The 15,700-nt window shown below is 64.9% G+C and carries 8 protein-coding genes; 6 read left to right on the top strand and 2 right to left on the bottom strand.

Going from position 1 to position 15,700, the window contains the following annotated elements:
- The first annotated feature begins 106 nt into the window (after positions 1–106).
- Entirely contained in the window at positions 107–1,369 is a 1,263-nt protein-coding gene (locus IB261_RS13560) for an efflux RND transporter periplasmic adaptor subunit (RefSeq protein WP_225606115.1), read from the top strand.
- A 12-nt stretch (positions 1,370–1,381) separates the two neighbouring features.
- Positions 1,382–4,531 carry a CusA/CzcA family heavy metal efflux RND transporter gene (locus tag IB261_RS13565; RefSeq protein WP_192382837.1) on the top strand — a complete coding sequence of 1,050 codons (3,150 nt, stop codon included), beginning with the start codon at positions 1,382–1,384 and terminating at the stop codon, positions 4,529–4,531.
- 773 nt (positions 4,532–5,304) lie between these two features.
- On the opposite strand, the gene IB261_RS13570 is transcribed toward IB261_RS13565, so the two are convergent.
- On the bottom strand, positions 5,305–6,642 hold the full coding sequence (locus IB261_RS13570) for an OprD family porin (RefSeq protein ID WP_192382836.1): 1,338 nt from the start codon (positions 6,640–6,642) through the stop codon (positions 5,305–5,307).
- Positions 6,643–6,895: 253 nt separating this feature from the next.
- Between IB261_RS13570 and IB261_RS13575 the strand changes: the two genes are divergently transcribed.
- The gene (locus IB261_RS13575) at positions 6,896–7,240 is read left to right on the top strand and encodes a cupin domain-containing protein (RefSeq protein WP_081517039.1); all 345 of its coding nucleotides are present in this window, start codon (positions 6,896–6,898) and stop codon (positions 7,238–7,240) included.
- 171 nt (positions 7,241–7,411) lie between these two features.
- Positions 7,412–7,720 carry an NIPSNAP family protein gene (locus IB261_RS13580; protein ID WP_081517040.1) on the top strand — a complete coding sequence of 103 codons (309 nt, stop codon included), beginning with the start codon at positions 7,412–7,414 and terminating at the stop codon, positions 7,718–7,720.
- A gap of 180 nt (positions 7,721–7,900) precedes the next feature.
- On the opposite strand, the gene IB261_RS13585 is transcribed toward IB261_RS13580, so the two are convergent.
- The gene (locus IB261_RS13585) at positions 7,901–8,593 is read right to left on the bottom strand and encodes an MgtC/SapB family protein (RefSeq protein WP_081517041.1); all 693 of its coding nucleotides are present in this window, start codon (positions 8,591–8,593) and stop codon (positions 7,901–7,903) included.
- Between the two features lie 313 nt (positions 8,594–8,906).
- Between IB261_RS13585 and IB261_RS13590 the strand changes: the two genes are divergently transcribed.
- The gene (locus IB261_RS13590; protein WP_151186902.1) at positions 8,907–9,839 is read left to right on the top strand and encodes a hypothetical protein; all 933 of its coding nucleotides are present in this window, start codon (positions 8,907–8,909) and stop codon (positions 9,837–9,839) included.
- Between the two features lie 796 nt (positions 9,840–10,635).
- Positions 10,636–15,651 (top strand): YadA-like family protein, encoded by a 5,016-nt coding sequence (locus IB261_RS13595; RefSeq protein ID WP_192382835.1) that lies wholly within the window; start codon positions 10,636–10,638, stop codon positions 15,649–15,651.
- The last annotated feature ends 49 nt before the right edge of the window (positions 15,652–15,700 follow it).

Consider the following 15,700-nt stretch of genomic DNA (forward strand, 5'->3'; position numbering starts at 1 on the left):
TGAGCCTGCCCGTGCACTGGTGCGTCCACGACCTCTTCAGCACCCTCCATCACCCTGCGGTGCCTGCGCTACGGCGCGGCGCCGGCGGAAATTTCCCGGAGCTTCCATGATCAAGAAAACCCCTCTCGCCGCCGCCGTTCTGCTGGCCTCCGCGCTGGGCGTCAGCGCCTACGCCTGGATGGGCAGCGAACAGGCCGGTGGCAGCCACCTCGACGACGCGACCCATGTGGACGGCGAGCACCACGGCAACGCCGCGCCGACGCGCCATGCCGAAGCGCCAAGCCATGCTGATGCTGAACATCACGCTGCGCCACCGCTCAGCGCCTCCAGCGAAGCCGAGGAGGAGGGCCTGCACCTGAGCCCCGCACAGATCGAGGCCGCCGGTATCCAGCTCGCCACGGCCGGGCCGAAGGCGTTGGACGAGGCGTTCAGCCTGCCCGGCGAGATCGGCTTCGACCAGGACCGCACCGCCCACGTCGTGCCGCGCACGCCCGGCGTAGTGGAATCGGTGGCGGTGGACCTCGGGCAGAGCGTGAAGAAGGGCCAACTGCTGGCGGTGATCGCCAGCCAGCAGGTCTCCGAGTTGCGCAGCGAGCTGGCCGCCGCCCAGCGCCGGGCGAGCCTGGCGAGCAAGACCTTCGAGCGCGAACGGGAGTTGTGGCAGGAGAAGATTTCCGCCGAGCAGGACTACCTGCAGGCCCGCCAGGACCTGGAAGAGGCGCGCATCGCCCTGGCCAACGCACAGCAGAAAACCAATGCGCTGAGCGGCGTGTCGGTCAGCGCCGGGGGCAATCGCTATGAGCTGCGCGCGCCCTTCGATGGCGTGGTGGTGGAGAAGCACCTGGTGCCCGGCGAGGTGGTCAGCGAGACCACGGCGGCCTTCACGCTGTCCGACCTGTCGCGGGTCTGGGCCAGCTTCAGCGTGGCGCCGCAGGACCTGGCGCGGGTGCAGGTGGGCAAGCCGGCGCGGGTGGAGGCGGCGGACCTCGGCATGCAGGTCGACGGCCGCGTCAGCTATGTCGGCAACCTGCTCGGTGAGCAGACCCGCAGCGCGGTGGCCCGCGTCACCCTGGCCAACCCTGATGGCGCCTGGCGCCCTGGCCTGTTCGTCAATGTGCGGGTGAGCAGCAGTGCGCGCCAGGTGCCGGTCGCGGTGCCGGAGCAGGCGATCCAGGAGGTGGAAGGCAAGCCCAGCGTGTTCGTGCGCAGTGCCGAGGGCTTCGACCCGCGGCCGGTCGATCTCGGCGTCCGCAGCGCAGGTCTCGTCGAGGTGCTGGCCGGGCTTGTCGCCGGCGACCAGGTGGCGACCGAAGGCAGCTTCATTCTCAAGTCGGAGCTGGGCAAGAGCTCGGCGTCCCACGCGCACTGACGGGGCGAGAACATGTTCGAACGCATCATTCGTTTCGCCATCGAGCAGCGCTATCTCGTGCTGCTCGCCGTCCTCGGCATGGCCGGCCTGGGTATCGCCAGCTACCAGAAGCTGCCCATCGACGCGGTGCCGGACATCACCAACGTGCAGGTGCAGGTCAACACCTCGGCACCGGGCTTCACCCCGCTGGAGACCGAACAGCGCGTCACCTACCCGGTGGAGACCGCCATGGCGGGCCTGCCGGGCCTGCAGCAGACGCGCTCGATCTCGCGCTCGGGGCTGTCGCAGGTGACGGTGATCTTCAAGGATGGCACCGACCTGTTCTTCGCCCGCCAGTTGGTCAACGAACGCCTGCAGCAGGCGCGCGAGCAACTGCCCGAAGGCGTCGAGTCGGCCATGGGGCCGATCTCCACCGGCCTCGGGGAAATCTTCCTGTGGACCATCGAGGCAGAGCCGGGCGCGCGCAAGGAGGACGGCAGCGAGTACACGCCGACCGACCTGCGGGTGATCCAGGACTGGGTGATCAAGCCGCAGCTGCGCAACGTGCCGGGCGTCGCCGAGGTGAACACCATCGGCGGCTTCGCCAAGCAGTTCCAGGTTGCCCCCGACACCCGCCGGCTGGCGGCCTACCGGTTGACCCTGGCGGATGTGATCGCCGCGCTGGAGCGCAACAACGCCAACGTCGGCGCCGGCTACATCGAGCGCAACGGCGAGCAGTTGCTGGTGCGCGCACCGGGGCAGGTGGGCAGCCTGGAAGACATCGCCAATATCGTGGTGGCCAATGTCGACGGCACGCCCATACGCCTGCGCAACATTGCCGAGGTCGATCTCGGCCGCGAGCTGCGGACCGGCGCCGCCACCGAGGATGGCCGCGAAGTGGTGCTCGGCACTGTGTTCATGCTGATCGGCGAGAACAGCCGCACCGTCGCCAAGGCCGCCGCGGCGAAGCTGGAGGAGATCAACCGCACGCTGCCGGCCGGGGTCAAGGCGGTGACGGTCTACGACCGCACGCAACTGGTCGACAAGGCCATCGCCACGGTCAAGCGCAACCTTACCGAGGGCGCGATCCTGGTGATCGCCGTGCTCTTCCTGTTCCTCGGCAACATCCGTGCGGCGCTTATCACCGCCATGGTGATCCCGCTGGCCATGTTGTTCACCTTCACCGGCATGTTCAGCAACCGCATCAGCGCCAACCTGATGAGCCTCGGCGCGCTGGACTTCGGCATCATCGTCGACGGCGCCGTGGTGATAGTCGAGAACGCCATCCGCCGCCTGGCCCACGCGCAGCAGCACCACGGCCGTATGCTGACCCGCAGCGAGCGCCTGCATGAGGTCTTCGCCGCCTCGAAGGAGGCGCGTCGCGCGCTGATCTACGGCCAGTTGATCATCATGGTGGTGTACCTGCCGATCTTCGCCCTCACCGGTGTCGAGGGGAAAATGTTCCACCCCATGGCCTTCACCGTGGTGCTGGCGCTGCTGGGCGCGATGATCCTCTCGGTGACCTTTGTGCCGGCGGCCATCGCGCTGTTCATCACCGGCAAGGTCAAGGAAGAGGAGAACCTGCTGATGCGCGGTGCGCGCCGCGCCTACGAACCGGTGTTGGACTGGGTGATGGCGCGTCGTGCGCTGGTGTTCGCCGTGGCCGCCGTACTGGTGGTGCTCTCGGGCGTGATTGCCAGGGGCATGGGCAGCGAGTTCGTGCCCAGCCTGGGCGAGGGCGACTTCGCCCTGCAATCGCTGCGCACGCCAGGCACCAGCCTGTCGCAATCGGTGGCCATGCAGGAAAAGCTCGAGCGCCAGGTGCTCGACAAGGTGCCCGAGGTGCAGCGCATGTTCAGCCGCACCGGCACCGCGGAGATCGCCTCCGACCCGATGCCGCCGAACATCTCCGACGCCTACGTGATGCTCAAGCCCAAGGACCAGTGGCCCGACCCGAAGAAGAGCCGCGCGCAGCTGGAGGCGGAGATCCAGGAAGCCGCCAACGGTGTGCCGGGCAGCGCCTACGAGCTGTCGCAGCCGATCCAGCTGCGTTTCAACGAACTGATCTCCGGTGTGCGCAGCGATGTGGCGGTGAAGGTCTTCGGCGACGACATGGGCGTGCTGAACCAGACCGCGGAGCAGATCGCCGGCGTGCTGCGCCAGGTGCAGGGTTCGTCCGAGGTGAAGGTCGAGCAGACCAGCGGCCTGCCGGTGCTTACCGTCAACATCGACCGCCAGCGTGCGGCGCGCTACGGGCTGAATGTCGGCGACATCCAGGACAACGTCGCCGTGGCCATCGGTGGCCGCGAGGCGGGCACGCTGTTCGACGGCGACCGCCGCTTCGACCTGATCGTGCGCCTGCCGGAAAACCTGCGCAGCGACATCGACGCGCTGTCGCGCATGCTCATCCCGGTGCCGGCCCCGGCCAACGCCACGGACTCGCGCATCGGCTTCATCACCCTGGGCGAAGTGGCGCGCCTGGAACTGGTGCAGGGGCCGAACCAGGTCAGCCGCGAGAACGGCAAGCGCCTCGTCGTGGTCAGCGCCAACGTGCGCGGGCGGGATATCGGTTCGTTCGTCTCCGAGGCCAGCGCCAGCATCGGGCAGCAGGTGAAGCTGCAGGCCGGTTATTGGACCACCTGGGGCGGCCAGTTCGAGCAGCTGCAGTCGGCGGCGCAGCGCCTGCAGATCGTGGTGCCGGTGGCGCTGCTGCTGGTGTTCACCCTGTTGCTGATGATGTTCAACAACGTCCGTGACGGACTGGTGGTGTTCACCGGGATTCCCTTCGCTCTTACTGGCGGCGTAGTCGCGCTGTGGCTGCGCGACATTCCTCTATCGATCTCCGCCGGCGTGGGCTTCATCGCGCTGTCGGGGGTGGCGGTGCTCAACGGTCTGGTGATGATCTCCTTCATCCGCAGCCTGCGGGAGGAAGGGCGCGGCCTCGACGCGGCGATCCGCGAGGGTGCTCTGACGCGTTTGCGTCCGGTGCTGATGACGGCGCTGGTGGCGTCCCTGGGCTTCGTGCCCATGGCCCTGGCGACCGGCACCGGCGCGGAAGTGCAGCGGCCGCTGGCGACGGTGGTGATCGGCGGCATCCTGTCCTCGACCACGCTGACGCTGCTGGTGCTGCCGGCGTTGTATCGCTGGATGCATCGGCGGGATGAGGAGGGGCAGGGCGCCTGACGTCTTGCTCGCTCTCTGGACGCGGGCCATGCACGCGATTGCGTCCATGGGACGCTCCTTGCAGGTCAGTATGCAGGGCGGATAACCCGGAGCGGGTTATCCGCCGATACCACGACGGCGGATAACGCTGGCGCGTTATGCGCCCTACGGTCCAGCCTCGAGTGACGTAGAGATGCTCTGGGTAGGACCGAGGGGGACGCCTAGTCCTTGCTCGCAAACCGCCCAACGCCGACGTTTCCTTGTAGGAGCAACTGTCTTTCCCTGGTAGTCCCGTGTTTGTGCTTTCCCCCTCACCCCAGCCCTCTCCCTCAGGGAGAGGGAGCAAATCGTGCCGGCTGACGCTGTGGTTTCATCAGGCACCGAACGGTCCCCTCTCCCCTTGGGAGAGGGTTAGGGTGAGGGCCGATCCGAGCACAGATCTATCCGGTAGGAGCGGGCCATGCCCGCGATCGCGCGCATGGCGCGCTTCTGCAGGTCAGCTCCGTCGTCATGGGTAACTCGGGAGCCAACAGATAGGTGCCGTGCAAACCACAGGCATGAGCCGCCCCCACAGGGAAGTTTCTTCAAGGCAAAAAAAGGCGCCCATTCGGGCGCCGAGAGTTCCTCTCCCCCCAAAGGGCACATGGAGCGCCAGGGAGAGGAGCAGTGCTGCGGGGAAATCATCACCAGTAGCCTTGGGGGGGCGGTGATGGCTTCCGTTATACGCAGGCGCGCCTAACGGGAGGCTGAGGCGCAGCTGACAATTCCGTCATCCTCCCGTCAGGCGCAGGCCGTCACAGAATCGCCAGCGGGTATTCGACGATCAGTCGCACTTCGTCCAGGTCCGACTCGAAGGCGGTGGCGCGGGTTGTCGCCTGGCGTACGCGCAGGGACAGGTCCTTGAGCTGGCCTTCCTGGAACACGTACTTGGCCTCGACGTCGCGCTCCCAGCGCTTCTGATCGGTAAGCGGGTCGCCGTTGTCATCCGTGCGCATGTACACGGCGTTGGCGTTGGAGTAATCGGCGTCGGTGCCGCGGGCATAGCGGGTCATGAAGCTCAGGCCCGGTACGCCGTAGGTGGCCATGTCGAGGTCGTAGCGGACCATCCACGAGCGCTCCTTCGGCGAGTTGAAGTCGCTGTACTGGATGGAGTTGTCCAGGTAGATCGAGTCGGCCTGGCGCAGGTAGTCGAAGTCGTTGTTGCCGTTGTTGCGCTGGTGGCTGACGGCGATGCGGTGGGCGCCGAAGTGCACGCCGGCGCTGGCGCTCCAGATGTTGGTGTTGAACTCGCCGAGCAGCTCGCGGCCTTCGTCCTGCGATTTGTAGTAGTTGAAGCCGCCGAACAGCTCCACGGCCTCGCTGAGCGGGAAGTTCAGCGCAGTGCCGAAGTAGTACTGGTTCCAGGCGTCCTTCAGGCGGCTGCTGTAGAGGCTGACGCTGGCGTTGTCGTTGATGGCGTAGTCGCCGCCGCCGTAGGCGAGCCAGGCCGAATCCACCGGGCCGGCGTAGAAGGTGGCGAAACCGTCGTCCATCTGCCGCGACTGCGGCTGGCTCATGGCGTGCAGGCGGCCGCCTTGCAGCGTCAGGCCTTCGAGGCTGGTGTTCTGCAGGGTAAAACCACGGAAGGATTCGGGCAGCAGGCGCGAATCGCCGTAGTGCACCACGGGAGTTTCCGGGAATACGTCGCCGGCCTTCAGTACGGTGTCCCACAGGCGCACCTTGGCCGCGCCGCCGGCCTTGGCGTAGTCGCTCTCGGTGCGCCCGTCGTTGTCGGTGGGCAGCACGTCCACCGAGCTGCCGGCGCCGTTACGCCCGTCACCGGTGTCGAGCTGGAAGCCGACCATGGCGAAGGCGTCGACGCCCACGCCGACCGTGCCCTGGGTGAAGCCGGATTCGAACTTGCCGATGATCCCCTGGGCCCAGACTTCCGAGTAGCCGTTGCCGCGCGGCGGCACTGACTGGCCGTGGCGGGCGTCGCGGTTGAAGTAGAGGTTGCGGTTGAGGATTTCCAGGCTGGCGCCTTCGAGGAAGCCTTCGGCTTTCTCTTTGCTTTCGGTCTCGGCGAAGACGGTCGGCGAAGCGACCCCCAGTGCCAGCAGCGAAGCCGCCAGCGGGAATTTGCGTCGGTACATGATTTGCTCCCAAGGGCAGGAATGGTCGGTGACCGCCTGCTGTTGTTGTTTTTGCCCAGGCGTGGCGAGGGCCACGGGCATCGTGTGGGAGCGCGGATAACGGCGAGATGAGCGGCGGATGACAAATCTGTCAGGGGGCAGGTCAGCGGAGGGCGGGCAGCGCTGGCAGACATACCGATGTCGAATCCAGGCAACTCCTGGCGGCGGATCGTGGCTAGGGTGGCGGACCTTCACCGCAACGACTGGAGCTGTCATGTCCGATTTCATCACCGTACTGCGCGACACCTGCCCGACGCCCGTGCTGGACGCCACCAAGTGGAAGCGCATCGGCGGCGACCCGCACACCGTCAACCTCAATGCCTACCTGTCGGCGGACGGCAGCAAGATCATGGGCACCTGGATCTGCACCCCCGGCAAGTTCGAGGTGAACTACGAGAAGTGGGAGTACTGCCATTTCCTCGACGGCTACTGCGTCATCACCCCCGAGGGCGAGCAGCCGGTGCACCTGCGTGCCGGCGACGTGTTCGTCATCGAGCCGGGCATGAAGGGCACCTGGGAAGTGGTGGAGACGGTGCGCAAGTACTTCGTCTTCGCCTGACGCCGGGCCTTCGGGGCGCGGACAAGGTCCCGCCACGAGCGCAGCACGGAGCAGCCCGGCGGTGCGCGACACGGGTCCTGCGGAGCGCTCCCGCAAGGTTGAATCCCTGTATCGATGCAGGGGTTTGCCCGCTAAAGTGGCCGTCCCTTTCACCGGAAGAGAATTGGCGAGATGGTCACCTGTTACCTGCGCTATGTGCTGGACCCCTACAAGCTCAAGGAATTCGAACACTACGGCCGGTTGTGGATGCCGCTGGTGGAGCGCTTCGGCGGTCAGCACCACGGTTACTTCCTGCCCTCCGAGGGTGCCAGCAACATTGCCCTGGCGATGTTCACCTTCCCCAGCCTGGCCGACTACGAACGCTACCGGCAGCAGTCCATGGACGATCCCGAGTGCCAGGCAGCGTTCCGCTACGCGGAAGAAACCCGTTGCATCCTCAGCTACGAGCGGAGCTTCTTCCGCCCGGTATTCGGCGGCTGAGCAGCCGCTGCGCCATGGCTGTCCGTCATGCGCCGACCCCGCCGGCAGGCACCCCGCAGAAACGGAGCAGGTGCGTGATCGCGCTCGTAGGGCGTTCCTGCTGAGGGCTTGGGGGCTTCGGCCTTCGCACGAACACGGAAAAAAGGGAGCCCATGGGCTCCCTTTCTTAGTGTGCGATGTCTACTGCGGCCCGTCGCTGACCGACCAACTGGCTGCCGAAACGTAGGGGGCCAGGGCCAGTTCGCCGACCAGCGACTCCAGCAGGCTGTCCTTGTCGCTCGGGGCCAGCACCAGGGCGGCCACTTCCACGTCCCCGCCGGTCTTGCGCGCGTGGCTTTCCAGGCTCTGCAGGGCCAGGCCGTTGGCGCTCAGACGGCGCAGCAGGGTGGAGCGTACCAGCGCTTCCTGGTGGGCTTCGGTGACGGCCTGGACCGTGTAGTAGCGCTCGCTGCTCGGCTCGATAGGGGCGTGACGCTGGATCCAGCGGGTCACCGAGGGCAGGGTGAGGTTGCACAGCACGATCAGCAGGGTGGCGACCAGTGCTGCCGCGAGGAATCCGGCGCCTGCCAGCACACCCACCGCGCCGGTGCACCAGACGGTGGCGGCGGTGCTCAGGCCGCGCACGCTGAGGCCGTCGCGCATGATCACGCCGGCGCCGAGGAAGCCGATGCCGGTGACCACCTGGGCTGACATGCGCACCACCTGGTCTTCCGCGTTCATGAGGAAGGGCAAGGTGGCGAAGGTGGCTGCGCCGAGCGCAACCAGACCGTGGGTGGCGACGCCGGTGAAGCGCTGGCGCCACTGGCGCTCCATGCCTATCAGGGCGCCAAAGCAGAGCGCCGCGAAGAGGTCGAGGACGATTTCGAAGGACATGCCTTTGTTACTCCGCGCCGGCCTTGCGCCAGCGCCCGTGGAAAGGGGCATCGTGCCCCCGGTGAGGATGAAGGTGTGGCCAGTCTACCGGGCCGGAGAGTACGGCGGGCTGATATGTCGCAATCCAGTCGCCGGACCGCCTGGACTCGCCGTGGGTGCCACTCTCCTGGGCAGTTGGATGGGAAGTTTCCCATGCCTTTCTCAGTCTGCGAGCGTCCGCATGACCAGGGGCGCACTCTAGAATTGCGCTCTTGCCGGCAGTTGCTCGTCAGCAGAATCCGACACCCGTTCAATTTGGCGCAAAGGCGTTTACATGAAGTTCAAGGAAGTCATTGCCTCTCTGTTCATTGGCACCATGCTGGTGGGTTGTGACCAGTCGGGCAAGACAACTGCAGACCCCGCCAACTGGCTCAGCGTTCCGACGTTGCCGATCATCCAGGATGCGATCCTGCCCCTGGCGCCGACCTTCGGTGGGCAGCGCGATGGCGTGCTGAGTCAGCAGATCTGCGCGCTGGCTACCGGAAAGGCCACACAGGGCCAGATCAACGAACAGCTCAGAAAACTGAACATCGAGCCCACCCGTTTGCCGTTGACCAGCAACGATGCGGTGGCTTTGCTGGTCAACGGCAATGTGGCGGCGCAGACCATCGCTTGCGCCGCGTATCAGGCCACCGAAGTATTGCGCCCGATCGATATGCGCGACGTCATCAAGCCGGCGAGCCAGGCGAGTGATCTGCAAGAGCAAGGCACGACGGTCGCCGAGGTTGGCAAGGAAAAGGGCAGAGAGAAAGAAGCGAGCAAGGCCACGGCTCCAGCGAAAGATGTCGATGCCGGCCGCGTTGCCCAGCTACTGCCGCTGCGAATTGCCCAGGCACGAGCCAACGCGGACATCTTTGCCCTGATTGCGGAACAGTTGCAGCGCACACCGGGCCTCAGTATTCAGGAGTATCGCGACAAGGCTCGGGATCTGTTCATCCGCCTGGCACCGATTTATCTGGAGCGAATCGCACAGCAGATGCCGCCGAGCAACGCCGGCTACCAGGTCCAGCAAATGGATGCCCGGCGCTTCGTCTTCAGCAACAACGTCGGCGCGCGATTCGATTACTCCGTCGAGAATGGACTGTTGCTCAGTCAGAACGGAGTGATCTGGTATGGCAATGGACATTTACTGGGTTCTGTCTATCGGTTGAGAGCGGCTTACTTCCCAGCAGGTGTCAGTAAGCTGTTGGCAGCGAAGCAGCCGTGAAGAGGAGGGCTGTAGATGGCGTTTCGGCTTTCCCGATCGGAGTGTTAGCTCCCTGTCCTGCATCATGAAAATCCCGGCTACTGCCGGGATTTTGCTTTCTGGAGTCAGCACCAGAGCATCTGCCGGGAAGCCGGTGTCGAAGCGGGCTGCGCACCATTTGTCCAAATGGGCGCATGCCTGAAGGCGCTCGACCAGGGCCTCGGTAAATTCCTACGACCCAATCAGTATTGGGTTCATATTCCAATTTCCCCCATCTCACTAGCATGCCTTCCATCAGGATTATCTGGCGATAATTCATGTGATTAAAGGCAGAACCTAAAGTGATTTCTAGAAGTTTGAGCGAGCAGGCGTGCAGCCTTTCCATGGCCGCCAGCTGCAATTGGCGCGTCCGCCTCGCTCTTCGCCACGCTGGACTCCTCGCTGTAGGGCGCTCCTGCCTCGGCCAAATCGAAGTCGCCGTTAATTATCCATGCACCTCTTCTGTATCCGGACTTTCCGGCTCGCCCGCGGCGGATCTGGCCGTTGGGGCGAGTGCTGTCGCCGGCCCGGATGAGTTCGCCCCACGTCCTGTAAATCGCTGCATCCCAACGCAAGTTCCGCCAGGGGTGTCGGTGCGTTTTTCCTGAATCGAAATGGCGTTGCGGATCACCCGCCGGGAAGTTGCCGCTTCGGCGATCAGGCAATTTCCGGGGCGAGTGACTCCCGAGCATCGCGTCGTGCGTAGCCGCCACCTGCCGAACCAGCAGGCATCCGCAACGCCGAGCGCCATCGCGGTTTTGCTTCTTCTGGAGTAATGATGAACAAGGTGTATCGTCTGGTTTGGAATGCCGCCCTCAATGCCTGGGTGGTCGCTTGTGAATTCGCCACGGCCAAGGGCAAGGGCAAGCGTGGCTCGCGGCGCCAGAAAGCCCGTGGAGCAGGCCTGGCGGCGACTTCGCTGGCGCTGGCCATCGGGGCCTCGCAGGTCGCTTGGGCCGAAGAAGCGCAAAGCGTGAATTTCGCTGATGCCTCGAAGTCCATCAGCAGTTCTGCATCCGCTTCCCGTGATGCGGAGTCGTCCGCAGCCCTGGCATATTCCACGGCCCTGGGCGCCTTCAGGGCTGTAGCGGAGACTCCTGCTGCCGCGATAGGCAGCACCAGCTACGCGCTTGCTCCGGCGTCGGCCGCAGAAGCCACCAGCCCGAAAGCCGGATCGCTGGGTGCGGCTCTGATGAACTCCGCGGGCAGCACGGAGGCGCATTACGCCAGTGTCAACGACGGCAATGTCCAGGGCGCGAACTACACCAACGACGGCGCGAGCGGGACCAATTCGATGGCCGTCGGCGTCAGCGCGAAAGCTTCCGGTGCGCGAGCCACGGCGCTGGGCTACAGCACCAGCGCTGGCGCCATCGACAGCCTGGCACTTGGTTCGGGTTCGAAGACCACCGCGATTGGCAGCATGGCAATCGGCACCAATGCATCGGCGGCCGGAGTAGGGGCCATTGCCCAGGGGGACGGCGCCAGTGCGACTCCCAACGACTCCATTGCCATGGGTACGAATGCCCAGACGCTCGCCAACGACGCCAGTATCGCCATCGGCAAGAGCTCGGTATCCCAATCCATCCTCGGCCCCGGTTCGGTGGCAGTCGGCAACGAAGCCCAGGCACTGACCAGCGGCAGCGTTGCCATCGGTTATCAGGCGCTGGCCGATGAGGTCAATCCGCCCAGCGCGTTTACCGGCAACGTCGCTATCGGCCGCATGGCCCATGCGACCAACAGCCTGACGGACCCCAGCGAGGCTTCGACGGCCGTCGGTAACGAATCCTTCGCCGACAAGGGTGGCGTAGCGATCGGTGAGCGCACCAATGCCGCGGGCAAACTCAGCACCGCTCTGGGCAACTCTGCCTCCGCGACCATGGATAATGCCGTGGCAGTGGGCCCGAAGGCCAAGGCAACGGCTATCGATGCGGTGGCCATTGGTAACGGCGCCTCGGCGCAACACGCGCGCTCGGTGGCCCTGGGCGTCAGCTCCACCACCAGTGCGACGGTTGCCACGAAGAACATCCAGATCGGCGACACCACCTATGATTTCGCCGGTGTGGCACCGACCAGCACCGTCAGCATCGGCAACGTTGGCAACGAGCGTACGCTGACGAACGTTGCGGCGGGGCGAATCAGCCGGACCAGCACGGACGCCATCAACGGCTCCCAGCTCTTTGCGGTCACCGAGTCGATCGATGATGTAATCGCTACGCCGATCACCTTCGCCGGCAACACCGGCAGCACGGCCAAGCAACTGGGCGACACCCTGACTGTGCAAGGTGCAGCCACCACGGCTGGCACGTACAGTGGCGCAAACCTGAAGACTGAGGTCGATGCCAATGGGCAGCTCAATCTGCTGCTGGCCGACAACCCGGCCTTCACCAGCCTGACAGCCGGCGGAACGACGACGCTGGATGGGGCGGGCCTGACCATTGCCAATGGTCCTAGCGTGACCACTGCCGGGATCGATGCCGGCGGCGAGCAGATCAGGAACCTTGCCCAGGGCGTCGACGGTACCGACGCGGTCAACGTCGACCAGTTGAACGACACGATCAACCGCTCCGCCAAAACGCACTACTACAGTGTCAATGACAACGGCGAGCAAGGTGGCAACTACGACAACGACGGCGCCACTGGTGTCAACGCACTGGCCGCTGGCGTGGGCGCCAAGGCCGCGCAGGAAGGCGCAGTTGCCCTGGGCTCGGGTTCGGTAACCGATGCTGCCGTAGCCACCACTGGCACCACCGTTGCCGGCACGGATTACACCTTCGCCGGAACCGCGCCGACCAGCACGGTCAGCGTGGGCAGTGTTGGCAATGAGCGCACCATCACCAACGTTGCGGCGGGCCGCCTGAGCGAAACCAGCACGGATGCGGTCAACGGTTCTCAGCTGTTCGCCACCAACTCCGCCATCGACAACCTCGATGCGGGTTCGGTGAAGTACGACGTCAACCCCGACGGCACCATCAACTACAACACCATCGCCCTGGGTGGTGATACCTACAACACGACCACCAGGACCGGCGGCACGCGAATCAAGAATCTCGCTGCGGGTGTGGACGGTGGCGATGCGGTCAACGTCGACCAGCTGAAAGATACCGTCGACGGCGCGAAGACCCGTTACTACAGCGTCAATGACAACGGCGTACTGGGCGACAACTACAACAACGACGGCGCCACCGGTGTGAACGCACTGGCCGCTGGCGTGGGCGCCAAAGCCGCACAGGACGGCGCAGTTGCGCTGGGCTCGGGTTCGGTAACCGATGCTGCCGTAGCCACCACGGGCACCACCGTTGCCGGCACGGATTACACCTTCGCCGGAGCCGCGCCGACCAGCACGGTCAGCGTGGGCAGTGTTGGTAATGAGCGCACCATCACCAACGTTGCGGCTGGTCGCCTGAGCGAAACCAGCACGGATGCGGTCAATGGTTCTCAGCTGTTCGCTACCAACTCCGCCATCGACCACCTCGATGCGGGTTCGGTGAAGTACGACGTCAACCCCGACGGCAGCATCAACTACAACAGCGTGACCCTGGGTGGTGACACCTACAGCAGCACCACTAGGACCGGTGGGACACGCATCACCAACGTCGCTCGCGGCGTGGGTGACAGCGATGCGGTGAACATGTCTCAGCTCAATGAGACCAACACCCAGGTTACCCAGAACACCACGGACATCGGTGGTCTGGACGGCCGTGTCACCAACATCTACGAGACGGGCACCAAGTACTTCCACGCCAACTCTACCGGTACGGATTCCGTGGCTTCCGGCCAGGATTCCGTGGCCATAGGCATGGGCGCCGTGTCCAGTCACGACGGTAGTGTGGCGCTGGGGGCGGGTTCCGTTGCGGACGGCAGTACGCTGGAGCACGAGGCCTATCTGGCGGGTGGAACTGCCAAGGGTGAGGTGAACATCGGTGATCGTCGCATCACTGGCGTGGCGGCTGGCGCAGAGGATACCGATGCGGTCAACGTAGCCCAGTTGAAGCTCGCGGCGAGCGAAGCATCGGCCGGTGCAGTCAAGTACGACGTCAATCCCGACGGCAGCATCAACTACGACAGCGTGACCCTGGGGGGCGACACCTACAACAGCACCACCAGGACCGGTGGGACACGCATCACCAACGTCGCTCGCGGCGTGGACGACAGCGACGCGGTCAACATGTCTCAGCTCAATGAGACCAACGCCCAGGTTACCCAGAACACCACGGACATCGGTGGTCTGGACGGCCGCGTCACCAACATCTACGAGACGGGCACCAAGTACTTCCACGCCAATTCCACCGGCACAGATTCCGTGGCTTCCGGGCAGGACTCCGTGGCCATTGGCATGGGCGCCGTTTCCAGCCATGACAGCAGCGTGGCATTGGGCGCGGGTTCGATCACGGACGAGGCTGTCGCCACCACCGGTACGACGATCCGAGGCACAAGTTACAGCTTCGCCGGCACCGCGCCGACCAGCACGGTCAGCGTGGGCAGTGTCGGCAATGAGCGCACCATCACGAACGTTGCTGCTGGCCGTCTGAGTGAAACCAGCACTGATGCCGTCAACGGTTCGCAACTGTTTGCGACCAACCAGGCCATCGAGAATATCGACGGCAGCCTCGGCACGCTGGACAAGGGCGCGGTCAAGTATGTGATCAACGAGGACGGCAGCGTCGACTACAACGCCGTTGCCCTGGGTGGTACGACTTACAACAAGTCCGGACGCTCCGGCGGTACGCGCATTACCAACCTCGCTGCGGGGGTCGACGGCGGCGACGCGGTCAACGTCGACCAGCTGAATATCGCGATGTCCAATGCCGAGACGCACTACTACAGCGTCAACGACGGTGGCGAGCAGGGTGGCAACTACGCCAATGATGGCGCGCAGGGCAAGAACTCGGTGGCAGCGGGTATCAATGCCAGTGCTACCTCCGATGGTGGGGTGGCCCTGGGCAGCGATTCGGTGGCAGCTCGGGAAGCGGGCGCGACCGGGTATGTTCCTGATGGCGCTACCGATGAGCAGGCGCAGGCGATTGCCGCGACCACCAGCAACAGGGGCGCAGTCAGCGTCGGTGACGCAAGCTCCGGTATCTATCGCCAGGTGACTGGCGTTGCTGCCGGCAGCGAGGACAGCGACGCAGTCAACGTGGCCCAGCTCAAGGGGGTGGTGAACAGTACCAACGCTGATATCACCAACATCGCCAACGGCAAGGACGGCATGTTCCAGGTGAACAACACCAGTAACCTGCCCAAGCCGAAAGTCACCGGAAAGGACGCCGTGGCTGGTGGTGCTGGCGCCGAGGCTTCCGGGGCCAACTCCGCAGCCATCGGTACCCGCGCCAAGGCGACCGCCAGCAACTCGGTCGCGCTGGGTAATGACTCGATCGCCGATCGCTCCAACTCGGTCTCGGTGGGCAGCGCCGGTTCGGAACGGCAGATCACCAACCTGGCCGCCGGCACCGCCGATACGGATGCAGTCAACCTGGCTCAGCTCAACAAGGCTACCGGGGACATCAACAACAACATCAACAACGTCTATAGCGACCTCAAGCATGACTTGAAGAAGCAGGACGACACCTTGAGTGCTGGTATCGCGGGAGCGCTTGCGGCCGCGACGCTGCCACAGCCGTATGTGCCGGGTGCAAGCATGGCGTCGGTGGGTATGGGCAACTACCGCGGGCAGAACGCCCTGGCAATTGGTGTTTCGCGCATCTCCGACAACGGCAAATGGGTAACCAAACTTTCCGGCAACACGGACTCACAGGGCGAGTTCGGCGTGTCGGTTGGCGTTGGTTACCAGTGGTGATCCCTTCCTGAGGTCGAGGCCCGGCTCAGCCGGGCCATTCGCGGTTTTT

The organism is Pseudomonas sp. PDM20, from assembly GCF_014852575.3.
GTDB lineage: Bacteria > Pseudomonadota > Gammaproteobacteria > Pseudomonadales > Pseudomonadaceae > Pseudomonas.